Origin of the sequence: Oceanobacter mangrovi (assembly GCF_019740315.1) — a bacterium.
GTDB classification, from domain to species: domain Bacteria; phylum Pseudomonadota; class Gammaproteobacteria; order Pseudomonadales; family Oceanobacteraceae; genus Oceanobacter; species Oceanobacter mangrovi.
Genome location: NZ_JAHXZR010000004.1, coordinates 219,296 through 241,269, shown reverse-complemented (window position 1 = coordinate 241,269; position 21,974 = coordinate 219,296). Strand labels below are relative to the sequence as shown.

At 53.0% G+C, this 21,974-nt stretch carries 24 protein-coding genes; 8 read left to right on the top strand and 16 right to left on the bottom strand.

Annotation, left to right across the window (positions count from 1 at the left end; translation table 11 throughout):
- Positions 1-100: 100 nt before the first annotated feature.
- The 7 genes from K6123_RS10710 to K6123_RS10680 all read right to left on the bottom strand — a co-directional run bounded on the left by K6123_RS10710 (position 101) and on the right by K6123_RS10680 (position 4,127).
- Positions 101-676: an N-acetylmuramidase domain-containing protein gene (locus K6123_RS10710; RefSeq protein ID WP_221797516.1), complete on the bottom strand. Its 576-nt coding sequence runs from the start codon at positions 674-676 to the stop codon at positions 101-103.
- 165 nt (positions 677-841) lie between these two features.
- A complete protein-coding gene (locus tag K6123_RS10705) occupies positions 842-1,111 on the bottom strand; it encodes a hypothetical protein (protein ID WP_221797514.1) in 270 nt (89 codons plus the stop codon).
- Positions 1,112-1,120: 9 nt separating this feature from the next.
- Entirely contained in the window at positions 1,121-1,516 is a 396-nt protein-coding gene (locus K6123_RS10700; RefSeq protein WP_221797512.1) for a type II toxin-antitoxin system YafO family toxin, read from the bottom strand.
- Between the two features lie 226 nt (positions 1,517-1,742).
- Positions 1,743-1,973 (bottom strand): hypothetical protein, encoded by a 231-nt coding sequence (locus tag K6123_RS10695; protein ID WP_221797510.1) that lies wholly within the window; start codon positions 1,971-1,973, stop codon positions 1,743-1,745.
- Between the two features lie 531 nt (positions 1,974-2,504).
- Positions 2,505-3,032: a hypothetical protein gene (locus K6123_RS10690; protein WP_221797509.1), complete on the bottom strand. Its 528-nt coding sequence runs from the start codon at positions 3,030-3,032 to the stop codon at positions 2,505-2,507.
- Between the two features lie 244 nt (positions 3,033-3,276).
- Entirely contained in the window at positions 3,277-3,633 is a 357-nt protein-coding gene (locus K6123_RS10685; RefSeq protein ID WP_221797507.1) for a hypothetical protein, read from the bottom strand.
- Between the two features lie 17 nt (positions 3,634-3,650).
- On the bottom strand, positions 3,651-4,127 hold the full coding sequence (locus tag K6123_RS10680; protein ID WP_221797505.1) for a Panacea domain-containing protein: 477 nt from the start codon (positions 4,125-4,127) through the stop codon (positions 3,651-3,653).
- 164 nt (positions 4,128-4,291) lie between these two features.
- Between K6123_RS10680 and K6123_RS10675 the strand changes: the two genes are divergently transcribed.
- On the top strand, positions 4,292-5,575 hold the full coding sequence (locus K6123_RS10675) for a nitrate regulatory protein (protein ID WP_221797503.1): 1,284 nt from the start codon (positions 4,292-4,294) through the stop codon (positions 5,573-5,575).
- 77 nt (positions 5,576-5,652) lie between these two features.
- Here the strand turns inward: K6123_RS10675 and K6123_RS10670 are convergent, their stop codons facing one another.
- Positions 5,653-5,910 (bottom strand): hypothetical protein, encoded by a 258-nt coding sequence (locus K6123_RS10670; protein WP_221797500.1) that lies wholly within the window; start codon positions 5,908-5,910, stop codon positions 5,653-5,655.
- A gap of 45 nt (positions 5,911-5,955) precedes the next feature.
- Here K6123_RS10670 and K6123_RS10665 point away from each other — a divergent pair, with 45 nt between their 5' ends.
- The 3 genes from K6123_RS10665 (at position 5,956) to K6123_RS10655 (ending at position 9,179) form a co-directional block, all read left to right on the top strand.
- On the top strand, positions 5,956-6,810 hold the full coding sequence (locus K6123_RS10665; RefSeq protein WP_221797499.1) for a formate/nitrite transporter family protein: 855 nt from the start codon (positions 5,956-5,958) through the stop codon (positions 6,808-6,810).
- A 108-nt stretch (positions 6,811-6,918) separates the two neighbouring features.
- A complete protein-coding gene (locus K6123_RS10660) occupies positions 6,919-8,649 on the top strand; it encodes a bifunctional protein-serine/threonine kinase/phosphatase (protein ID WP_221797497.1) in 1,731 nt (576 codons plus the stop codon).
- A gap of 71 nt (positions 8,650-8,720) precedes the next feature.
- Positions 8,721-9,179 carry a CreA family protein gene (locus K6123_RS10655; protein ID WP_246624727.1) on the top strand — a complete coding sequence of 153 codons (459 nt, stop codon included), beginning with the start codon at positions 8,721-8,723 and terminating at the stop codon, positions 9,177-9,179.
- 91 nt (positions 9,180-9,270) lie between these two features.
- On the opposite strand, the gene K6123_RS10650 is transcribed toward K6123_RS10655, so the two are convergent.
- The 4 genes from K6123_RS10650 to K6123_RS10635 form a co-directional block, all read right to left on the bottom strand.
- Positions 9,271-9,432 (bottom strand): hypothetical protein, encoded by a 162-nt coding sequence (locus K6123_RS10650; protein WP_221797493.1) that lies wholly within the window; start codon positions 9,430-9,432, stop codon positions 9,271-9,273.
- A 178-nt stretch (positions 9,433-9,610) separates the two neighbouring features.
- A complete protein-coding gene (locus K6123_RS10645) occupies positions 9,611-11,275 on the bottom strand; it encodes a PepSY-associated TM helix domain-containing protein (protein ID WP_221797491.1) in 1,665 nt (554 codons plus the stop codon).
- Positions 11,272-11,571 (bottom strand): hypothetical protein, encoded by a 300-nt coding sequence (locus tag K6123_RS10640; RefSeq protein WP_221797489.1) that lies wholly within the window; start codon positions 11,569-11,571, stop codon positions 11,272-11,274. The genes K6123_RS10645 and K6123_RS10640 overlap by 4 nt, the downstream gene beginning before the upstream one ends.
- Positions 11,568-11,861, bottom strand: a complete 294-nt coding sequence (locus K6123_RS10635; protein WP_221797485.1) for a hypothetical protein — start codon at positions 11,859-11,861, stop codon at positions 11,568-11,570. The genes K6123_RS10640 and K6123_RS10635 overlap by 4 nt, the downstream gene beginning before the upstream one ends.
- 609 nt (positions 11,862-12,470) lie before the next feature.
- Between K6123_RS10635 and K6123_RS10630 the strand changes: the two genes are divergently transcribed.
- The 4 genes from K6123_RS10630 to K6123_RS10615 all read left to right on the top strand — a co-directional run bounded on the left by K6123_RS10630 (position 12,471) and on the right by K6123_RS10615 (position 16,815).
- A complete protein-coding gene (locus K6123_RS10630; protein WP_221797483.1) occupies positions 12,471-13,841 on the top strand; it encodes an SLC13 family permease in 1,371 nt (456 codons plus the stop codon).
- 195 nt (positions 13,842-14,036) lie between these two features.
- On the top strand, positions 14,037-14,924 hold the full coding sequence (locus K6123_RS10625; RefSeq protein WP_221797480.1) for a Tim44 domain-containing protein: 888 nt from the start codon (positions 14,037-14,039) through the stop codon (positions 14,922-14,924).
- 235 nt (positions 14,925-15,159) lie between these two features.
- Positions 15,160-16,377 carry a succinyldiaminopimelate transaminase gene (gene dapC, locus K6123_RS10620; RefSeq protein ID WP_221797478.1) on the top strand — a complete coding sequence of 406 codons (1,218 nt, stop codon included), beginning with the start codon at positions 15,160-15,162 and terminating at the stop codon, positions 16,375-16,377.
- A 9-nt stretch (positions 16,378-16,386) separates the two neighbouring features.
- On the top strand, positions 16,387-16,815 hold the full coding sequence (locus K6123_RS10615; protein ID WP_221797476.1) for a SufE family protein: 429 nt from the start codon (positions 16,387-16,389) through the stop codon (positions 16,813-16,815).
- A 99-nt stretch (positions 16,816-16,914) separates the two neighbouring features.
- Here the strand turns inward: K6123_RS10615 and K6123_RS10610 are convergent, their stop codons facing one another.
- The 4 genes from K6123_RS10610 to K6123_RS10595 form a co-directional block, all read right to left on the bottom strand.
- Positions 16,915-17,484 (bottom strand): hypothetical protein, encoded by a 570-nt coding sequence (locus K6123_RS10610; protein WP_221797475.1) that lies wholly within the window; start codon positions 17,482-17,484, stop codon positions 16,915-16,917.
- A gap of 117 nt (positions 17,485-17,601) precedes the next feature.
- The gene (locus K6123_RS10605) at positions 17,602-19,455 is read right to left on the bottom strand and encodes a diguanylate cyclase (protein ID WP_221797473.1); all 1,854 of its coding nucleotides are present in this window, start codon (positions 19,453-19,455) and stop codon (positions 17,602-17,604) included.
- A 196-nt stretch (positions 19,456-19,651) separates the two neighbouring features.
- The gene (gene fba / locus K6123_RS10600) at positions 19,652-20,716 is read right to left on the bottom strand and encodes a class II fructose-bisphosphate aldolase (protein ID WP_221797471.1); all 1,065 of its coding nucleotides are present in this window, start codon (positions 20,714-20,716) and stop codon (positions 19,652-19,654) included.
- Between the two features lie 75 nt (positions 20,717-20,791).
- Positions 20,792-21,952 (bottom strand): phosphoglycerate kinase, encoded by a 1,161-nt coding sequence (locus tag K6123_RS10595; protein WP_221797469.1) that lies wholly within the window; start codon positions 21,950-21,952, stop codon positions 20,792-20,794.
- Positions 21,953-21,974 lie beyond the last annotated feature (22 nt).

The window sequence follows — 21,974 nt, the reverse complement described above, 5'->3', positions numbered from 1 at the left end:
AGCCATCCCAGCGACAGAATAGAGGGCATCCCTAATTTTGGAGTCTCGCACAGGAGAAGGGGGATCCCAAATAGCACGACTCCGAGCTGATCCAAATTGTTTAACGGAAGTCGGGTTTAAATACACCAGAATCATAGTCTGGCGATGGCATAGTAGAACACATCCACATCACTTCGTAGTCATAGACGTAGTATTTACCATCAAAACGAATATTTGATGCGGAATAAGTCAAATCCCCACCATCTACACATTTGTATGATTCTATATGATTCAAAACACTTATATTTGCGCCTTCAGTGCTTCGTCCATCCGCCGACTTAAAAATCGGATACTGCAAATCAGTTACCCACTTTCCTACAGGAGATCTTAATGATGGAATTTCCTCATACTGACTCTGCATATCAAAAGTCAAAATCCTACTTTGAGAGTTAGCACATCCCGTAAAGAAAATGCAGACAACCAGTATAAATGAAAAATTTAATCTATATTTTTTATATGCATCATAAGCCCGCCCAATTCGAACATCATATTTATTTTTTGAATACCCCGGACCGTTGTAACCTTTAGCAAAACCAGACCAGTCCTTTGCTTTCAGCTTTGCAGCGAGCCCATTTTTAGATATAAATCTCAAAAAATGAATCAATTGCATATATTCAGATTCACAACGTTCTTGCACAAAACATCACGAACGCAGTCGAGGCTACTCATCGCCAGCTCCGCAAACCAACCAAGATCCAAAGCGGTTCTGCCAACAAGAATACTTGGTTGAAATTGTTCTGCCCAGTATGTTGAAAGCCTCCGATAAATGGACTCATCCCACGAAGTCAATCGCAAAACATACTTAGACTTCTCCCCAACTATATCCTGTTGTTCCTCTAGTCTTTGCCGCAAGTTCTCCGGAGTATTCTTCAGGCCATTGAATTGAAAGGTTGTTTTTCAGTGTTTCAAGACTGACATAGCCAATTGGATTGATTGGGTGGTCACACAACCACTCGGAGCCACTCCACCGGGCGAACTCAAACTCTCCAGCCAGTTCACCAAGTTTATTGGCAATGAAATACATACCCGGCTCAGTCGGAGTTCCTGATTTCCATTGCAATTGTATCTTCATGTCATTACCTCAGTATAATTCTCTGAATTCTTCAGCGACTGCTGCCAAATCCAGCAAATAAAATCGATTTTCGTTGTAAGTTTCATGAGCATTTCTTAAGAAACCTAAAAGAAGATACTCATTTGGATTGAAGAAGCCTTCGCAATATATCAGAGCTGTGTTTGAAGCTCGATCATAGTCAAGCCTCTTCAAGTGCCAGTTTATGGATGACTTATCTTTAACATGTTTGTGTCGTAACCCGGCATCAGCAACGGATTGAGAAAAGTCATATGATGTATCTCTTCCAAACTGATCCGGTCGTACTCCCGTTGATTTGTAAGATTTGAAGTCATGGATTATCGAATCGAAACATTCCTTGGTCATACTTTGTTTAAATGACTCTATTGCGAATACTTTTAATGACATATCAGACCTCAATAAAGCGTTCTTTTTTTGCTTTGTCTTTATCCGACAACTTTGACTTTGTTATTTTCTCTGATCTTGCGATATCCACTGGTGAAACTTTACTTTTTTTCCGTGTTTCATTATCATCTCCTTTAAATTATTCATCGCTGATGAAAACAAGGGATTTATGAAAAACCCCTATTACTTTACCGCTACTCCCTTGATCACCTGATACAATCGGTCTTTCTCATAATTCGTTAGCATTATAACCTCCATTTATCATATCGATAACTCCCTGCATTGAAAAACCTTCAGAGCTAATAGTTAATACCCGATCAGGAAAAGATTTATAATTAATCCAAAACCAGTATTTATTATTGCGCCCGACCCTGTATATGGTTTTATCAATTAAATTATCGACCGATAAAGAATCGAGCCCATACAAATACTCAATTTCATTTTGAGTATTATCCAGCATTTTAGATATTCCAGATCCCTCTGGGCAATATTCTTTATTAGCACGCAAATACAGTCGGGAAAATTTTTCATCGAAAAATCTTCAGGCAAGTTCTGATTATCCGCTGTCATAACATACCCAAAAATTGAATTCCGTTCCGAGGTAACCAACATCAGTCCCTCAGTGTCAAAGATGGCACCACCGCTCATGACAGATAGAGGAACGTATATATCCAGACCAGCGCCATAAGTCATGCGAATAGAAGGCTGTGATGCACAACCTGATAATGTAGCCAACATAAAGATCACAAATAGATATTTCATCACCAACACCAAAAACATTTAAGGAAAGAATAAGGCAGATACGCAGAATACTATTGCGACGATATTTTCAGAAATCAGGCAGAAAATTACTTTTATGAGGTTTTTTGATGACTTTCTCGGCGTGAGAAAATTCACATTAAGAAGCACTGAACGAACTTGAAAACCCCCTCTGAGATCGGAAATCACCAAAGTCTATTTAAGCAATTTTTATAAACATTCCCTCTGGCATTCAGTCAGCATTATTATCTCCTTCCAGAATTTTCATGATGTCTTCCATATCAAAACCACGGGTAGTCAAGCTCAATATTTCAAATGAATTTTTTTCAGCAACAACCCAGTACCAGGAATCATCCAGGTCCCCAACCTTGAAGACTTTTATAGCTCCAATATTTTTAACGATCAGAGAATCCTTGCCATATTGGGTATCAATATAACAGCGAGTATTCTTGATGAGCTCTGAAAACTCATCACTATCAGGGCACTGTTCATCATTTCCAGCGAGAATGCATTCAGGATACCCGGCCAGGTCGTAGTCCTCCGGAAGTTTTTCTTTCTCCCGGGTCAAAATATATCCAGATATATTTTTATTACTGCCAGTAATCAGAGCCATACTGTCAGCATCAATAATTTTTGAATCAGCCAGTGCTGATACTGGCACATATAACTCCAGCCCGGGTCCGTAAATCATGCGAACAGAAGACTGTGATGCACAACCTGATAATGTAGCCAACATGAAGATTACAGATAGATATTTCATCACCAACACCAAAAAAATTTAGTGAAAGAATAAGACAGATACGCAGAATGCTATTGCGACGATGTTTGCAGAAACCAGGCTGATAATTACTTCTATGAAATTTTGTGATGACTTTCCCAGCCAGCGCAAATTCATATTGAAGAAGCTGAGGGGGAGCTGCCAGGAGTAAAACAGGCTGATTACGAGGCTGCATGGATCCTGAATCACGTTCAGGAAGGCGGCCTGGCCAGTTCCATTATTCCCGTCAGTTGCTTTTAAACACGCCTTTCAGAATATACCCCATCAAACCAATCACGCCGGAGCCAGCACCAATCAGTGCCAGCATGACGCTGGAGGGTATTTCAATTCCCAGCGTTGCCATCTGGCGGAAATAATCACCGATCAACCAGAACAGGCCAATAAACCAGCCGCTGATTAACACGCAAAGGAAAGCGGAAAGGCCAATCTTGAGGTTGGTGTTAGCGCGCACGTCGCCGGTTAGTGCCTGGCGGTGGTCAATTTTGGCGTGGCGTTCAGCCTTGTCGAGGGTGTTGACCACCTCAGCTTCGGTCTCCCGTACGGTTTTGGGCCGGTTGGGTACGGCTTTGGCAAACGGATCCATGTTGCGGTGCTTCCTTGTCAGAGTCCGGCCACGCTGTCGGGGCTGCTGATCACCTTGCGGTAGTGGTCTTTGATCATGTCGTTGGGGATACGGGCGAACTGGTCGCGTTTGCCGTCCTGTACTTCGTAGATCTGATACCAGGGTGTATTGGGCTGATGGGTGAGGTTAACCAGATCCATGGCATCACGATCGCCATAAAGATTGAGGGTTCCTTCCAGAGCTTGCAGCACTTCGGCATCGTCGATACCGCTTTCGATCTCGCCAACCGGAATCTTGCTGGCACCGTATTCGCGAAACTGTTCATATACGCCATGAATCACCGGGCCATATTTCCAGGCGCTGATATCGTCGTCAAACATGGGTTTATTTTTCCATGCCAGCAAATAGCCGTGGGCGATATAAAGCAGTTTTTGCAGCTGCAAATTGGACAACTGCAAACCCCGTTCGCTGGCCAGTTGCAGCAATTTGTACGACACATCTACAGCGCGAACCATGGCGCTCCCCAAATATCCGAATAGAATGGCAGTCTATAGCGGCTGTTCCGGCTCTTACAAGCGGCAGAGCCTGTCTTTAATAGCTCAGAGTTAAGCCAGCCCGGTTTCAGGACTGGTACATCCATTGCTATTCTCTCTACTCCAGCGTTTGTAACGAGATTCCCATGACCCAGGTTCTGACCACCGAAGATTTTTTGTTAGCGGCCAAACGCGCGGAAATCAGCGCACTGAAACAATTGCTGGTGAGCTGTGCACTGGTCACCCGGGTTACCAATCTGACGCACGAGCTGCAACGCGAGCGCGGAATATCCAACACCTTTCTGGTTTCCCACGGCGAACGCTTTGAACAACAGCGCAACGACGAACTGAAAGCTACAGCGGTGGCCGAACAGAGCTTTCGTGATGCGCTCAACCAGCTCGACATCAATTCATCCGACCCCAGTTCGGCGCGGGTTTTCAGCAGTCTGGCGTTTGTGCTGCATTGTCTGGATGAATTGCCTGCGCTGCGGGCGCTGATCTCGACCCAGCAAATCAGTGCGCTGGATTGCACCAGTGCCTTTAACCGCTTGATCGCCGGACTGCTGACGGTGGTGTTTGAAGCAGCCGACGTATCCAGCGACCCGGATATCACCCGCGCGCTGGTCGCCATGTTCAACTTTATGCAGGGTAAGGAATACGCCGGTCAGGAACGCGCCCGTGGTGTGATCGGCTTTGCTGCCGGTGAATTCAGCAACGCCCAGCAGGAGCACCTGCGCAGCCTGCAGGACGCCCAGCAGCGCTGCTTCGACATTTTCAGCGAGTTTTCCCAGACTATTCAGGGCGCCCAGTGGCGTCAGCTGGAATCCGACCAGAGCGCCACCGAGCTGGAAAAGATGCGCCAGATGATCACCCGCTACCGCCGTGGTGACACCTTGCCGACCGCCATTAGCGAAGTCTGGTATGCGGTGGCGACCCAGCGTATCGACCATATGCAGCAGCTGGAACATCAGCTGGCGGGTGATCTGCTGCAACTGTGTCAGGGCAAGATTGATCAGGCCGAAGAAGATCTGCGACTGCACAGCGAACATCTGAAGGAGCTCGCCAGTGTTGAAGCGCCGCCGATGTCGCCGGTATCCGGCTTGCCGGATGCGACTGGCCCGGCGGTCAATGTAATGCCCGGTGTTAACATCAAGCTGGCACGCTCTATCTCCGATCTGTTGCAAGGTCAGGCCGAACGACTGCAACGCATCAGTGATGAACTGACCGAAGCCCGCCAGGCCCTCGATGAACGCAAGCTGATTGAAAAAGCCAAGGGTCTGCTGATGCAGAATCAGGGCATCAAGGAAGAAGAAGCCTATAAACAGATCCGTCAGGCAGCGATGGATAACAACAAACGCATTGTTGAAGTGGCCGCCAATATCGTCAGCGTGGCAGAGCTGCTGATGCCGGGATCTGCCGCTTCAAAGTGAGGCACACGGTTTGAACAACGCCCAGCGATGGCGCGTATTTTTCAGCCATCACCCTCTTTCAAAGTGCCATCCGACGATCAATGAGTGACTGATATCTGGCTGAAAGCCGCCATTTTTGTGGCTTCAGCCATTTTTGCCATGCTCTGTATATTTTTTGGCACAGCTTCTGCTTTATGTAGATTATTCAGGCCAACGGCGGCCTGAACTCCAGAACAGCTCAAGAACTTTGGATAACGGCGTCCAGTGCAATCAACCCAGGTTGATTTCACGGACGCCGTTTTTTTTGGCTTGTTGTCGGGGATTCGTCCGCCGCAGCCACTGAGCACAGTAATCAACTACAAATGCCTTCGGGCAAATCTGAGTATGAAGAGGATCTGACGATGTCTTATCTTGCCCCCTCCGAGTTTGTGACCAAGATGGTCGATGCTGGCGCTGAAAAGATTTATATGTCGACGCGCGATACCCTGATCCGGGCCTTTATGGCCGGTGCCATTCTGGCGTTGGCGGCCGTGTTCGCCATTACCGTGGCGATGAAAAGTGGCTCGCCGATTCTGGGCGCGTGCCTGTTCCCGGTTGGTTTTATCATGCTGTACCTGATGAAGTTCGACCTGCTGACCGGCGTGTTTACCCTGGTACCACTGTCACTGATCGACAAGCGCCCTGGCTGCAACCTGCAGCAACTGCTGCGTAACTGGGGGCTGGTGTTTATCGGTAACTTTGCCGGTGCCCTGACCGTTGCCTTTATGATGTCCTTTATCCTCACCTACGGTTACAACACCGACGGCGGTGACATCGCTGCCAAGGTCGCCCACATTGGTGAGGCCCGTACACTGGGTTATTCCGCTTACGGCACCGAAGGCTGGTTCACCATTTTCATCCGCGGCATGCTGTGCAACTGGATGGTGTCCATGGGTGTGGTTGGTGCCATGATCTCGACCTCTGCGACCGGTAAAATGGCTGCCATGTGGATGCCGATCATGCTGTTCTTCTTCATGGGCTTCGAGCACTCCATCGTAAACATGTTCCTGTTCCCGTTCTCCATGATCATGGGCGGTGACTTCACCTTCATGCAGTACCTGATCTGGAACGAAATCCCGACTGCGCTGGGTAACCTGTTTGGTGGTTTCTTCCTGGTCGGTCTGCCACTCTACTTCACTCACGTACGTCAGAGCGCCAAGCGCCAGATCGTTGGTGGCCCAGGTAACAGCATGGTTGCTCCCGCCAAGAAAGCCTGATAAATAATCGCTGCTCGAAGCTAAACCCAAGCCCCCGCAATGCGGGGGCTTTTCTATTTCTCTTTATCGCAGCGCCGCCGGTAACTCTACCGACCGCAGGAGTCAGCGATGTCGCAGGATCTGCAAGTTGCCTTTGGCCAGTTCAGCAGCAAGGGCCGCAAATTACTGAATCAGGATTTTCATGGCTGCATGCAGCCGCAAGGCCAGCAACAGCAGCTGAAAGGCATTGCCTTTGCCGTCGCCGACGGCATCAGCAGCAGTGACGTCAGCCATATCGCCTCCGAAAACGCCGTCACCGGTCTGTTGCAGGACTACTACTGCACCTCGGAAAGCTGGACCGTGCGGAAATCCGCCGAACAGGTGCTGGCAGCGATTAACGGCTGGCTCTACGCCCAGACCCTGCAAAGCCCGTTCAGTCATGATTTCAACCGCGGCTATGTCTGCACCCTCAGCGCCTTGATCCTGCGCCACCATACCGCCCACCTGTTCCATCTGGGCGACAGCCGTATTTACCGCTTGCGTAACGGTCAGGCTGAACAGCTGACCATTGATCACCGCATTGTTGAATCCGCCAGCCAGAGTTATCTGGCCAATGCCATGGGCATGAAACCGGTGGCCGAAATCGACTATCAGGCCCAGCCGCTGCAAGCCGGTGATATTTATTTGCTGGCCACCGACGGCGTTTATGAATACGTCAGTGGTGAGCGCATCTGGCAAACCATTCAGCAGCATCCGGATAACCTTGATGAAGCTGCCCGGCTGATCACCGAAACCGCTCTAGCCCATGGCAGCGCAGATAATCTCACCATCCAGATTGTGATGGTGCAGCAGCTGCCAGATGACGCTGGCAGCAGCCCGGTGGCGGAATGGAAGCAACTGCCGTTACCCCCAGAGCTGGACGCCCGGATGGAGTTCGATGGCTACCGGATTCTGCGAAACCTGCATATTTCCAGTCGCAGCCACGTCTGGCTGGCAGAAGATATCGCCAGCGGCCAGCAGCTGGCGTTAAAAGTACCGTCCGGTGAATTACAGGGTGACCCTGACTACCTCGACCGTTTCCTGATGGAAGAATGGATCGCCCGGCGGATTACCAGCGCTCATGTTTTGCAGCCGCTGAGCAACACCCGGCCACGTAATTTTCTCTACACCACCATGGAATACGTCGAAGGCCAAACGCTGGAGCAATGGTTGCGGGATAACCCCAAACCATCGCTGGAAACGGTCCGTACTATCATTGAACAGGTGGCCCGGGGGCTGCGGGCGTTTCACCGCATGGAAATGCTGCATCAGGATCTGAAGCCGGAAAATATCCTCATCGACACTGCCGGTACTGTCAAAATCATCGACTTCGGCTCGACCCGGGTTTATGGCCTCAATGAAATTGGCCTGCAGCAAGATGAAAGCCTGCCCGGCACTGCGCTCTATATGGCGCCGGAATATTTCCTCGGTTATGGAGGCTCGATTCTGTCGGACCAGTTTTCACTGGCGGTGCTGAGCTATTACATGCTCACCGGTCAGTATCCTTACGGCACCAAAGTCGCCCGTTGTCACTCGGCGGCAGCGCAACGCAAACTTAAATACCGCAGTATTTTACAGGATGAGGAAACAGAAATTCCGGCCTGGGTTGATGCCGCGATTCAACGGGCCTGTGCGGTTGATCCACTGCAGCGCTACGACGATCTGTTTGAATTTGTCCACGATCTGCGCCATCCCAACGAAGAATTCCTGCGTCGCAGTCGGCCACCACTGGCGGAACGTAACCCGGTGGCCTTTTGGCAAGGCATTGCAGCCGCCGAAGCAGTTCTGGTGCTGCTGCTGGTGTATCTGCTGCTAGGTTAAACAGTCGGTCGATCAAGAGAACGACCACCACTTTTGTTATGCTGCAGGCTGATTTTCATGAGGACAGGATTATGACCCTGCGTCGAAGTCTGCTGGCCAGCCTGCTGACTCTGGCTGCCATCAGCCCATTACAGGCTGAAATTGTTGGTGAAGTGGATACCGCTTTTCAGCTGATCGGCAAGAACCACCGCATTGTGATTGAAGCCTTTGATGACCCCAAGGTTGAAGGCGTGGCCTGCCACCTGAGCCGGGCGAAAAAAGGAGGGATTTCCGGCACACTGGGGCTGGCAGAAGATACTTCCGATGCTTCGATTGCCTGCCGTCAGGTCGGCCCGATCAAATTCCTCGAACCACTGGAAGATGGCGAACGGGTTTTCACCAAAAGCACGTCACTGTTATTCAAGACCATGCAAGTGGTGCGTTTTTTCGATCAGAAGCGTAATACGCTAGTGTACCTGGTGTATTCCGACAAGCTGGTTGATGGATCACCCAAGAACAGTATTTCGACGGTGCCGATTCAGCCCTGGTGATGAGGGCCTGTGCAGGTTAGTGAACCAGCTTGCCCCCTGATTCATACAGAGGGGATCCACGTTCACCACCTGCCAGCCACATCCGGACACCTTAACGAGCGGCCTTGTCCAGACAGACCTGGTCGCCGTAATAGTTGTCCTTGTAGTTGCAACCGCAGCCCTTATCGGCAGCGGGCTTCGACGTTGAAACCGCCACGGAGACAGCAGCAGGCTTGCGAGATACGACAGATACGTAACGGAACAATTGGCTCATGACAGGACTCTCCCTAACTTTATATAGCCTTTAAGTATTGATACAGAGTATTTGGTAGCTGTATTCAATCAACAAGCTCAGATTAGTCCTGCCGCCCTGATTACTGAAATTCTATTTAACTCTGGCTTAGATAGATTTTTTGTATCAGATTTAAACCACTCATAGCTTCCGAATCTGCTTATGCCGATGCCAGTTCCAGTGGCCTGGCTGCGCTTTTGGCAGCCAGTCGTCGTGAGCCGTAAACCAGCCCCAGCCCGATCACCATGGCTGTCAACTCAACCCCTACGCTGGTCAACGACAGCTGGCTCCAGCCCAATGCCAGACTCAGCAACCCTGCTAACGGAATCACCAGTACCACCAGCCCCGTAACCATCAACATCTGCTGGCCGGTGCGACGTTCATCCCACAAGCTCGCCAACAGACCCCATACCAGCCAGCCCAGAAATACCAGATAGTAACCACTCACTATCAACCCATTAATGGTGGTATCCGCAACCGACGAATGCAGACTGGCGTAACGCGCAATCAGCATGGCGACCGCCACCGCCGCCATCACACCCAGACAAACACCGGTCGTCAGGCCAGACAACAAACGCACCGAGTTGATCCGACGGCCATTTTGTTCCAGCTGCTGTTGCTTCTTGCGGCGGCTTTCAACCCACAACAGGTTGCCGCTGTAGAACACAAAGGCACCGCTGATGCCCAGCAGGAAATACAGCCACTGCATCGGCAAACCGCCATAACTGCCAAAGTGAATACCAAACATGCCAGCCACCAGACCGCTCCAACCGTCTTCGTGGCCAGGCAGTACATCCCAGTTGGTCACTTCCAGCGAATAGGGATTCATCACCAGATAAGCTTCGCGAGCACCACGTGTGAGATAATCCGGGTTGGACAGTGCCACCCGAACCCGTGCCCGCGGAGTTTCCAGCCCGCCCATTTCAATCGCCTTGATATCGAACTCAGGTGCGGCTTGCCTGACCTTGGCAACCAGCTCAGACAGCGGCGGCAGCTGTTCAATCTGATGCACCACCGGCGGCTGGCCGCCACGGCCTCCAAACATCGGCTGCTCGCCATAAACCGTTTTACTCAGGGCTCCGTAGAACTGGTCGTGAAAGGCAAACACCACCACGCTGAAGGCAATCACGATATGGAATGGCAGGCTGGTCAGGCCTATCAGATTGTGGGCATCAAGCCAGAAACGCTTACGGCTTTTCTCCGGCCGCAGGGTGACAAAATCACGAATAATGGTTGGCAGAATCAGCACCAGCCCGGAGACCAACGCAATGCTGTAAAGGAAAGCCGCGACGCCCATCAGATAGACGCCCAGAATATCGTGGCCAATTTCACCGGGAATACCAGCGCTGCGATGGAGTTGGTCAATCAGCTCTGCCAGCTGACCCGGCGCATAGTCACGTACCACCAGCTCACCGGATTCACTCAGGCTGGCCTGGCGCTCATGACCATCAAGGTCGAGTGCATGATGGTCGGCTTCAGCCTCGTGCCAGCTTACCGGCGCGGTAATTCGTTGATCGCTGGACAGGTTGATCTGTATTTCCTGACGGGCAGCCGGATGTTCGGCCAGCACCTGGCTGACCAGCAAATCCAGCTCGTCAGTCGATAGCTGATCCGCCAGCCGTAACTGGTGCTGCTGCGGAGTAGACCAGCTCTGGATCGGTTCTTCGAACATGGTCAGGGCACCGGCGAAAAAGCCGATAAACAACAGCAGACCGGAACAAATGCCCACCCAGGTATGCAGGCTTTTGTACATTTTCAGCAACTCGCCGCGGACCTTGATACCGTTGCGCGTTTTTGTGGTTACGCCATTTACTCCGGCACTCATGCCGCACCTCCTGTCCGTGCCAGATACAACAGGCCCTGACTCACAATCGCCAGCCCGCCAATCCACTGCAGCGCTCGCCAGCCACTGCGCAGCGGGAACACCAGATTAATAATCAGCAGCCAGAGAATGGCGATCAGCCACATGTTGAACTGCACCTTGTTGTTGGCATCGATACCGCCCGGTCCCCACCAGGCAAACAGGCCAGCCAGCCCGAGTGCCAGTACAAAGCCGGGGACGATGGCGACCAGACTTTTCAGCCACCAGTCATTACGAAATTGGCTTTTGGATGCGCTCATCCCTGTTCACCTCTCTGTCGCCTTGGTGCAGTTTGCTGAGGGACAGCTTTCAACAGGGTCAGCGCAGGCAGCAGTCCAACCACCAGCATCAACACCACCAGCCAGCTCAGTACCGCAGCCAATGGCTCCATCAGCCATACCCAAGCCACCAGCAACAGCAGCAAAACGGCTTGCGCCAGCGACCGCCAACGACCAGCCAGAGGTGCTGACAGCCAGCGCTGGTTCGCCAGCGTCAGATAAAACATCGCGGCGGCGGCCGCCGTCAGACTTGCTAACAAGATTACTTTCATGATTCCGCTCGATTACCGGTTCCCTGGCCCGTTGCCGTGCTTTCCACGTTTCTCGCCTTGCAGAAACACCTAGGGCTGGCGTTTTGTAACCCAATGGGCCGGGTGAGCGACCTTATTGGGCGTTATTGAATATCTCTGACACACTGAACAAGACAGTGGGCCTGCTGACTGGAAAAATTGACTCCAGGCAAGTCCACTCCAAAGGTCTAACAGCAAAATCAGATCAGTCTGTCCCACTACAAACAACAATGTAGTAATTATCGTCCTTTACCCATGAATGGGGCCTGATCAATAAATACCGCTCGACCGATCGGCAAACAGTGGAACGACTGCCACGAGTTACTTAAAAATGACCCCTTGGAGGCTGCTTGCCGTCAAAAATATAAATGATAATAATTCTCACAATCAAGAGTATTTGAAAACTTTGCACTTCCACAGAGTTTGCAGGTAACACAGCCAGACATCTGAACGATGTTTTGGGTGGATTTCGACACATGAAAAATGTCAACGGCTTTATCAAGCCAAAATGACAAGGTACGGAGGCGGCGCTACCATGGCGCGCTGCGATCAGCCCTCAGCTCTGGCTGACACACGAGAGGATTAATAATAATGATTGCCGTCGTAAAAGCGTTCCAGCACTGGCTGTGGAACCGCAACAGTATCATCTTCATTGCCAACGTGATTCTGCTGCAAGTACTGCTGAACACCCTGCCCTACGAGCACAATGTGGTGGTTGGTCTGAGCATTCTGGTGTTCTGCGCCGTGCTGTGGCTGACCGAAGCCGTTCACGTTTCCATTACCGCCCTGATGGTGCCGCTGCTGGCGGTTTTTCTGGGGGTATTTGATACCACCAAGGCGCTGGGTAACTTTGCCAACCCGATTATTTTCCTGTTCCTCGGGGGTTTTGCTCTGGCAGCTGCGCTGCGGGTCCAGAAACTGGATCAGGCAATTGCCGATAAGGTAATGGTCATCGCACGCGGCAAAATGTCCGTCGCCGTGCTGATGATATTTGCGGTAACTGCCGGCCTGTCCATGTGGATCAGTAACACGGCAACTGCGGCTATGATGCTGCCGCTGGCGATGGGTCTGATTGCCAAGGTCAACAACGAAAAAGAGCACGGCACTTATCTGTTCGTGCTGCTGGGTATTGCCTACTGCGCCAGCATTGGCGGTATCGCCACTCTGGTTGGCAGCCCTCCAAACGCCATTGCCGCCGCCGAAGCCAAGCTGACCTTCGCCGACTGGATGCAAATGGCGATGCCTATCTCGCTGATTCTGCTGCCGGTTACTGTGGTGCTGCTGTACGTGCTAACCAAGCCAGACCTGAAACACACCTTTGAAATCGACCATGAGCCACTGGAATGGACTCACAGCCGCATTTTGACCCTGACCATTTTCCTGATCACCGTCGTGCTGTGGATTTTCAGCAGCCCGATCAACAAGATGCTGGGCGGCATTCCGAAGTTCGATACCGTGATTGCCATGTTGGCCTTGCTGGCGCTGGGCGTTACCCGCGTGGTGCAATGGAAAGATATTGAAAAGACCGCTGACTGGGGTGTGCTGCTGCTGTTCGGTGGCGGTCTGACGCTGAGTGCCGTCCTGAAAACCACCGGTACCAGCGTGTTCCTGGCCCAGACCATCGGCGACATGCTCAACGGTGCCGGTGGCCTGATCACCCTGGCAGGTATTATTACCTTTGTGGTGTTCCTGACCGAGTTTGCCAGTAACACAGCCAGTGCTGCCTTGCTGGTACCGGTATTCGCCGGTATCGCCGAAGCACTGGGCGTGAACCCGGTGATTCTCAGCACCATGATTGCCGTTTCCGCCTCCTGTGCCTTTATGCTACCGGTGGCTACACCACCAAACGCCATTGTGTTTGGTACCGGTTTTGTGCCGCAGAAAGACATGATGAAAATTGGTCTGTGGCTCAACCTGGTGTGCATTATCTTCCTGACCTTCTACGCCTGGCTGTTCTTCTGAGAACAGCTCCGGGCACCAAAAACGTCTTCCGCAAAAATCCACAGCCAACAGCCATCTGAGCATTAACCAGATGGCTGTTGGCTGACTGCAGGATAGAATCCCGCCAAAATGTCAGGTTATGTCAATGCTGACATTTGGGAATTCATACGACACAATCCTGTCGAAGACTAATCTTCGTCACTTTCAGAGGTATGAATGAAATCCTTCTTGTCGGTAGTTGCTGCCCTGTTTCTGGTGCTGGCAATGGTACAACCCGCTGAAGCGGCCAAACGATTCGGCAGCGGCGGTTTTGGCAAGAGCTTTTCAACAGCTCCCACCCAGCAAAAAAGCCAACCGGCTTCACGTCAGGACAACACCCAGAACAATCTGCAACAGCAACCTGCCAAGTCAGCCAGCAAAGGTCTGATGGGTGGTTTGCTCGGCGGCTTGCTGGCCGGTGGCCTGTTCGCTTACCTGCTTGGCAGCGGTGCCTTCGACGGTATCCAGCTCATGGATATCCTGTTACTGGCGCTGGTCGGTTTTGTCATTTTCAAACTGTTACGGCGCTCGCGTCCGGCCCCACAACAGCAGCACTATCAGGCTGCCGGTCAAGGCCAGTCGCCATTCCAGCAACAGCCACAGCAGCGTCAGGACTTTATGTCCGAGCCGAGCAACCGCGTAGATGTCAGCAGCATGATGTCTCCCGGCAACAGCGGCACGCCAATGAACCTGCCTGCTGACTTTGATCAGATCGCCTTTATCGGTGGCGCGCTGGATCACTACCGCAAGGTGCAACAGGCCTGGAACGACGGTGATCTGGAGACTATCCGCGAATACGTTGCGCCAGAACTCTACACTGCGCTGGCAGAACAGCGTCAGGCAATGAACGATGCGCCCCCAAAAACCGAAGTACTGGATCTGGCTGCCGACATTGTTCGTGCCGATCAGGTTGGTTCCATTCGTCAGATCAGTGTGCTGTTCCGCGGTCGCGCCCGTGATCTGGGTGATGGCTCTGAAGACGGTATTTTTGATACCTGGCACCTGGAGCGTGATATGTCCGTCGACAACGCACCCTGGCTGGTTGTTGGTATCGAGGCAGAATAATCTGCGCCTTGAGCCAATTCTTATGACAGGCCACCCTCGCGGTGGCCTGTTTGTTTCTGCTATCATCGATCTGCTTGGTCACAGCGATTCAGTGCGCTATTTGTACTGTTGAAAGCCGCGAGCAACACATCAATTGTCAGAATCCTCTGAACTTTGTCGCCCCAGTGGTTATAATCGCCGCAAACTCCATGGGCGATTTCAATTCAGCCCCGACTGACCCGTTGACTGGTGTGACATGAATCCCGATCTGACCAAGCTGCAACCCTACCCGTTTGAAAAGCTCGCCAAACTCAAATCGGCGGTAACGCCCAACGCCGCACTGGAACATATTTCGCTGTCGATTGGTGAACCCAAGCACCCGTCCCCGGCGTTTGTTCAGCAGGCCATGATCGACAATATCCAGACGCTGGAAAACTATCCATCGACCAAGGGTTTGCCTGAACTGAGCGCCGCCTGTGGCAACTGGTTGCAGCGTCGTTTCAAGCTCAACAAGATTGATCCGGTCAGTCAGGTGATTCCGGTAAACGGCACCCGCGAAGCGATTTTTGCCTTTGCCCAGGCCGCTGTTGACCGCAGCGCCAGCAACCCGCTGGTACTGAGCCCAAACCCTTTCTATCAGATCTATGAAGGTGCGGCCTATCTGGCCGGTGCCACGCCGTACTTCCTGCCATGTCTGGAAGCAACCGGGTTTAACGCTGACTACGATTCCGTACCCGCAGACGTGTGGCAGGACTGCCAGCTGCTGTTTGTCTGTTCTCCGGGTAACCCTAGTGGTTCAACCCTCACGCTGGACGACTACAAGAAACTGATCCAGCTGGCGGACCAGTACAACTTTATTATTGCCTCCGACGAGTGTTATTCCGAACTCTGGGTCGAAGGCAAGGAAGCTCCGGTTGGCCTGCTGCAAGCCTGTGCCGAACTGGGCCGTGACGACTACGACAAGTGTGTGGTGTTCCATTCGCTGTCGAAACGCTCCAACCTGCCCGGCCTGCGTTCCGGCTTTATCGCCGGCGACGCCAAACTGCTGAAGCCCTTCCTGCTGTACCGCACCTACCACGGCTGCGCCCAGCCGATCATGACCCAGCTGGCCGCCATTGCCGCCTGGGAAGACGAAGCCCATGTGGAAGAAAACCGTCGTCTGTACACCGAGAAGTTCAAGACCTTCCTGGAAATCCTGCAGCCAGTGATGGACATCGAACAGACCGACGCCAGTTTCTATCTCTGGCCCAAAACACCAATCGCCGACGACCTGTTCGCCCAGCGGCTGTTTGAAGAACAGCACATCACCGTACTGCCGGGTTCCTATGTGTCCCGCACCGTCAACGGTGTCAATCCGGGGGCCAACCGGGTCCGTATGGCGCTGGTTGCCAGCGTTGATGAATGTCGCGAAGCAGCGCTGCGCATCCGCGCCTTCGTCGAAAAATTGAATGCAGAACTGGCTCAACAGGCCTGAGGAATCGTTATGGCGCTGACGCCCAACCCATTCGGTACAGACATCACCGTTGAAGACGTGCTCGACACGCTTGGTTTTTTCGACGACTGGGAAGAACGCTACAAGTACATCATCGACCTGGGCAAACAACTGCCTGCGATGCCGGAGGAGAAAAAGACCGAGCAGTATCTGATTCGCGGCTGCCAGAGCCAGGTGTGGATCGACTCCACGATTGTCGATGGCAAGCTGGTGCTGGAAGCCGATTCCGACGCCCAGATCGTCAAGGGTCTGCTGGGTATGGTCCTGACCGCCTACAACGGCAAGACACCCGCCGATGCACTGGCGTTTGATATCGAAGGTTATTTCGCCGAGATCGACCTGATCAAACACCTCAGCCCAACCCGTGGCAACGGCATTCGTGCCATGGTGCAGCGGATTCGGGAACTGGCAGCGGGCTGATAATTTCCACTGCCTTTTGCTGACGGTCGTCCTGAACGACGGCTAATGACAAAATCCCGCTACGGCGGGATTTTGTTTATCTGGCTTACCAGCTTTGGACTATTGCCAGGACATCACGCCGTCAAAGTCGTCACAATCGACCATGGCGTCTGCGGCGGTGGTCAGGAACACCTGCTGATAGGGCGACACGCCGTAGCTGAAATATTCCGAACAAGTGGCGCTCTGACCCGGGCCAATCACCACCTGAGTACCAGCCTTGATGGTGCAGCGCACCAGCTTGTCGATCGGCGACCACTGATAACAGATCTCGTAGTTTTCCCGATACCCTGCCACCAACCCGGCGGGTTGTTGGTATGCCCACCAGCTGCCTAAACGACTGCCGCTATAGGTGCTGTTCCAGGCTCGATAGAGTGTGAAAGCTTCGGTTACCTGATACACCGCCGCCTTGCACAAACCGCCCTTACCGGGTTCACCCAGAGCTTGCTGCAACAAGTCATCGTTGCTTGCTGGAGTCAGTTTGCCCGCCAGCATCGCTGGCAGTTCTGTGCTGCCAACACAGCCGTTGGCATCGGCCACCAATGCTTGTGGCGGTAATGCAGGTTTGGTTGCTGTCAGCGCACAGCCCGTCAGCAACAGCGAGGAAACAACCAACAGCGTTGGAATTTTCATGGCAAAGTCCCTTTATGCGATCAATTTTGAGCCAATACTGATCCGAAACCATGACACTTGCCAGTCATTGCCAAACATCTGGCCTGAAATACCGGGCCTGAAATAGCTGATCTGACGTCATGCCGCCCGCCGCACCTGATTGCGGCCACCCGTCTTTGCGGCGTACAAGGCATCGTCGGCGGCCTTGAGAATATCCACCACACCCTGTGGATGCTGTGCCGAGCTGGCTAATCCCAGGCTACAGGTAATATGAATGGTCTGACCGTCGTAACGATAACGGGCAGATTCAATCGCTGATCGCAGCTGCTCAGCCAGGCCATTGCAGAAGTCTTCATCGCGCCCCACCACAATGGCAATAAATTCCTCGCCGCCATAACGCGCGACCAGCCGGGCGTGCTGCGCCAGCCAGCGCTGCCATAGCTGGGCGACCTCGACCAGGCAATAATCTCCAGCGGGGTGGCCGTAGTTATCGTTGAGTAATTTGAAGTGATCGATATCCCCCATGATCACACAGAGGGATTCGCCAGCCCGCAGCTCGGACCAGCATTCGCTCAGGCAGGTATCGAAATAGCGCCGATTGGCCAGTCCGGTGAGGCTGTCATGCTTGCTGCGATAATCCAGCTGCTCGTTCAACTCCTCCAGCGTCAGCATCGCCTCCTGCAATTCACTGGTACGCGCACTGACTTCATCTTCCAGCCGGAGCTTGGCATCACGCTCCACCTGATAAGCCAGATCCCGCGCCAACGCAGCTTCCTGCAAATACTGCAATGACATCTGCTGGGCATGATCCCGCTCTTGCCGCTCGCGGTGAATGCGTTCTGCCAGCGCCACCGAAAACACCAGCAGCTCGACGGTAAACCCCAGAATCTGCAATGCCAGATACCAGTTATTCCAGTCAATAACCCCGGATAACGACAGCATCACCAGGGCTCCGGCGGAATTGACCAGTAACCAGCCGATAAACAGGTACATGCCAATGCGATTACCTGAGATCCACGCCCGCAGCGCGATTCCCAACAACAGCGGAAAACTGACCAGCGCCATCACGTCTTCCACTTCCGTCGCCATACCCGGATCCAGCAACAGCAGGGCCACAAATAGCAGCACCCAGATCACCAACATGGCACGACAGATCACCGGCGTGAGGCCCGGCCAACTGGCAACATTCAGCAACCGGTAGAAAAACAGCAAAGGCAGCGCAAACGCCACACTGGAAGCCGGTCCGATCAAGCGTCCCATGCTCCAGCTGGCATTGCCCCAGATCCACGCATGTCCAAGGCCGGACATCGACAATGAATAGATAATCACCGACAGGATATACAGCACATAAATGGCGTAAACCGGATCGCGCAGGTAACCCGCCAAGATGGCGTTGTAGAGCATCATCACCACCATGATGCCAAGCATGGCGCCGAGTACCAGCAGGCGCTGGCTGTTGTGCTCCAGAAATTCGTGCTCAGTCCAGACTGTCAGCGGCATTACCAACTTGGCGCCAGACGTCAGCTGCATGTAGATATCTACGGAACGGCTGCCCGCAGGCGCCAGCTCAAACACGTAGGGGATGGTCGTGCCAAAACGTCCCGTCGCGGGCAGCCGGGTAGGCGCCTCTCCGTCACAGCCATCCCGACAGATGTAGACTGCCAGATGCTCGAAGTACCACCAGTCGATGGTCAACAAACGCGCCGTGGGTAGCGGTTGGTCCCACTCAATCCGGCTGTGAAACCAGAATGACCCACCGATCCGGTTTACCAGATCCGGCGCCTCACTGAATGCCAGCCAGTTACCCGTTTGTACCACTGCCGGTAGCCGCTGCTGTGTGGTTTTGGGAGCCTCGGGATCAATCAGAACGGAGGTTATTTCAACCCGTTGTTGACCACTGGCTGCCTGTAGCTGATTTGATCGCCCGGTTTGGTCTATTGGCCCTGCAGCCGCTTCGGCCAGCCATGGAAAAACGCAGATCAGCAATAACAACAAAACAACCATAGCCCGAATACGACGCGTAAAAACCGATACCCCATCAGCATAGTTCAGGCTTCGCCAGCGGCCACCAAACCAACCAAGAAACCTGCAGCGGACGGTGTAGGTCGCCGAAAAATAGTTCTCCAGCCCGATCTGACAGACATAAAAAAACCCGCCGTAGCGGGTTCTTTTATATCACCAGGCAGGATCAGCCGATCTTTGGATTCAGCTCACCAGACAGGTAACGAACGTACATGTCATCCAGTGACACCACCTTGATCTTGCTGGCGTTACCGGCAGTACCAAAGGCTTCGTAACGGGCGACACAGATATCAACCATGGCGTCGACTGTCTTGGCGAGGAACTTGCGAGGGTCGAATTCGCTTGGGTGTTCCGCCAGGAAGCGACGGGTTGCACCAGTAGATGCCAGACGCAGGTCAGTATCGATGTTGACCTTGCGTACACCGTGCTTGATGCCTTCAACGATCTGTTCAACCGGCACACCGTAGGTTTCCGGAATCGCACCGCCAAATTCGTTGATCACCGCCAGCCACTCCTGCGGTACAGAAGAAGAACCGTGCATCACCAGGTGGGTGTTCGGGATACGCTTGTGGATTTCCTTGATGCGATCAATCGCCAGGATGTCACCAGTGGGTGGACGGGTGAACTTGTAGGCACCGTGGGAAGTACCACAGGCAATCGCCAGGGCATCCACGCCGGTCTGCTTGACGAAGTCAGCAGCTTCTTCCGGGTCAGTCAGCATCTGGTCGTGAGACAGCTTGCCGGCTGCACCGATACCGTCTTCTTCACCGGCTTCACCGGTTTCCAGTGAACCCAGGCAACCCAGCTCGCCTTCTACAGACACACCACAGGCGTGAGCCATTTGTACGGTGCGACGGGTGACGTCAACGTTGTATTCGTAGCTGGTTGGGGTCTTGCCGTCTTCACCCAGTGAGCCGTCCATCATCACTGAGCTGAAGCCCAGCTGGATAGAACGCTGACACACGTCCGGTGAGGTACCGTGGTCCTGGTGCATACACACAGGAATGTGCGGGAATTCTTCAATCGCCGCCAGGATCAGGTGACGCAGGAATGGTGCGCCAGCGTATTTGCGGGCACCGGCAGAAGCCTGCACGATCACGGGAGAATCGGTCTTGTCTGCGGCCATCATGATGGCGCGCATCTGTTCCAGGTTGTTAACGTTAAACGCTGGCACGCCGTAGCCAAATTCGGCCGCGTGATCCAGCATCTGACGCATGCTGATTAATGCCATTTGAATCCCTCGCTTGATTTCAAAATTGGATTGCGTCGACGTCCGACGAGCAACGCCGGACGCAATTAAAGTTGTTTATTTGGCGCGTTCTTCCAGAACCGCAACCGCTGGCAGGGTTTTGCCTTCCACGAACTCCAGGAAAGCACCACCGCCGGTAGAGATGTAGGAAACCTTGTCGGCGATGTCGTACTTATCGACCGCAGCCAGGGTGTCGCCACCGCCAGCAATGGAGAAAGCGTCAGACTCGGCAATCGCCAGCGACAGCGCCTTGGTGCCTTCACCGAACTGGTCGAATTCAAACACGCCGACCGGGCCATTCCAAATAATGGTTTTGGCTTCTTTCAGCTGAGCAGCCAGTGCCGCGGCGGAATCCGGGCCGATGTCGAAAATCATGTCATCTTCAGCCACATCGGAAGCAGCCTTCAGGGTCGCTGCAGCAGTCTCGGAGAATTCCTTGCCACACACCACATCGGTTGGTACCGGAATGGACACTTTTTCCATCAGTGCCTTGGCAGCAGGAATCAGATCAGCTTCGTACAGCGACTTGCCAACCGGCTTGCCAGCAGCAGCCAGGAAGGTGTTGGCGATACCGCCACCTACAATGATCTGGTCACAGATGTCGGACAGGCTTTCCAGAACTTCCAGCTTGGTCGACACCTTGGAGCCACCCACAATCGCCACCAGCGGACGGGCTGGCGTCGCCAGTGCCTTGCCGAGCGCTTCCAGTTCTGCCGCCAGCAATGGGCCTGCACAGGCGACCGGGGCAAATTTGGCAACACCATGGGTAGAAGCCTGGGCGCGGTGAGCAGTACCAAAAGCGTCCATCACGAACACATCACACAGCGCGGCGTAGGCTTTTGACAACTCTTCGCCGTCTTTCTTTTCGCCCTTGTTGAAACGTACGTTTTCCAGCAGCACCAGCTCGCCTTCGGCGACGTCAACACCGTTTTCGAAATCCTTGATCACTGGCACATCGCGGCCCAGCAGGCCTGCCAGGTGAGCCGCTACAGGCTTCATGGAGGACTCTTCGTCGTAAACGCCTTCTTCCGGACGGCCCAGGTGAGACATCACGATGACTTTGGCGCCTGCTTCCAGCGCATGTTGAATCGTTGGCAGGGAAGCACGGATACGGGCGTCCGAGGTTACCTTGCCATCCTTGACCGGGACGTTGAGATCTTCACGGATCAGAACGCGCTTTCCTTTGAGATCGAGATCGGTCATTTTGATCACAGACATGGTTGTCTCCTTCGTAATCAGG

Coding starts and splice junctions, on each gene's coding strand:
- K6123_RS10610 (WP_221797475.1), bottom strand. CDS start 17,484: ATGAAAATTCCAACGCTGTTGGTTGTTTCCTCGCTGTTGCTGACGGGC.
- K6123_RS10650 (WP_221797493.1), bottom strand. CDS start 9,432: ATGAGCCAATTGTTCCGTTACGTATCTGTCGTATCTCGCAAGCCTGCT.
- K6123_RS10690 (WP_221797509.1), bottom strand. CDS start 3,032: ATGAAATATCTATCTGTAATCTTCATGTTGGCTACATTATCAGGTTGT.
- K6123_RS10615 (WP_221797476.1), top strand. CDS start 16,387: ATGGCGCTGACGCCCAACCCATTCGGTACAGACATCACCGTTGAAGAC.
- K6123_RS10685 (WP_221797507.1), bottom strand. CDS start 3,633: ATGGATCCGTTTGCCAAAGCCGTACCCAACCGGCCCAAAACCGTACGG.
- K6123_RS10700 (WP_221797512.1), bottom strand. CDS start 1,516: ATGTCATTAAAAGTATTCGCAATAGAGTCATTTAAACAAAGTATGACC.
- K6123_RS10595 (WP_221797469.1), bottom strand. CDS start 21,952: ATGTCTGTGATCAAAATGACCGATCTCGATCTCAAAGGAAAGCGCGTT.
- K6123_RS10665 (WP_221797499.1), top strand. CDS start 5,956: ATGTCTTATCTTGCCCCCTCCGAGTTTGTGACCAAGATGGTCGATGCT.
- dapC (WP_221797478.1), top strand. CDS start 15,160: ATGAATCCCGATCTGACCAAGCTGCAACCCTACCCGTTTGAAAAGCTC.
- K6123_RS10695 (WP_221797510.1), bottom strand. CDS start 1,973: ATGCTGGATAATACTCAAAATGAAATTGAGTATTTGTATGGGCTCGAT.
- fba (WP_221797471.1), bottom strand. CDS start 20,716: ATGGCATTAATCAGCATGCGTCAGATGCTGGATCACGCGGCCGAATTT.
- K6123_RS10640 (WP_221797489.1), bottom strand. CDS start 11,571: ATGAGCGCATCCAAAAGCCAATTTCGTAATGACTGGTGGCTGAAAAGT.
- K6123_RS10655 (WP_246624727.1), top strand. CDS start 8,721: ATGACCCTGCGTCGAAGTCTGCTGGCCAGCCTGCTGACTCTGGCTGCC.
- K6123_RS10675 (WP_221797503.1), top strand. CDS start 4,292: ATGACCCAGGTTCTGACCACCGAAGATTTTTTGTTAGCGGCCAAACGC.
- K6123_RS10660 (WP_221797497.1), top strand. CDS start 6,919: ATGTCGCAGGATCTGCAAGTTGCCTTTGGCCAGTTCAGCAGCAAGGGC.
- K6123_RS10680 (WP_221797505.1), bottom strand. CDS start 4,127: ATGGTTCGCGCTGTAGATGTGTCGTACAAATTGCTGCAACTGGCCAGC.
- K6123_RS10645 (WP_221797491.1), bottom strand. CDS start 11,275: ATGAGTGCCGGAGTAAATGGCGTAACCACAAAAACGCGCAACGGTATC.
- K6123_RS10630 (WP_221797483.1), top strand. CDS start 12,471: ATGATTGCCGTCGTAAAAGCGTTCCAGCACTGGCTGTGGAACCGCAAC.
- K6123_RS10625 (WP_221797480.1), top strand. CDS start 14,037: ATGAAATCCTTCTTGTCGGTAGTTGCTGCCCTGTTTCTGGTGCTGGCA.
- K6123_RS10635 (WP_221797485.1), bottom strand. CDS start 11,861: ATGAAAGTAATCTTGTTAGCAAGTCTGACGGCGGCCGCCGCCGCGATG.
- K6123_RS10705 (WP_221797514.1), bottom strand. CDS start 1,111: ATGAAGATACAATTGCAATGGAAATCAGGAACTCCGACTGAGCCGGGT.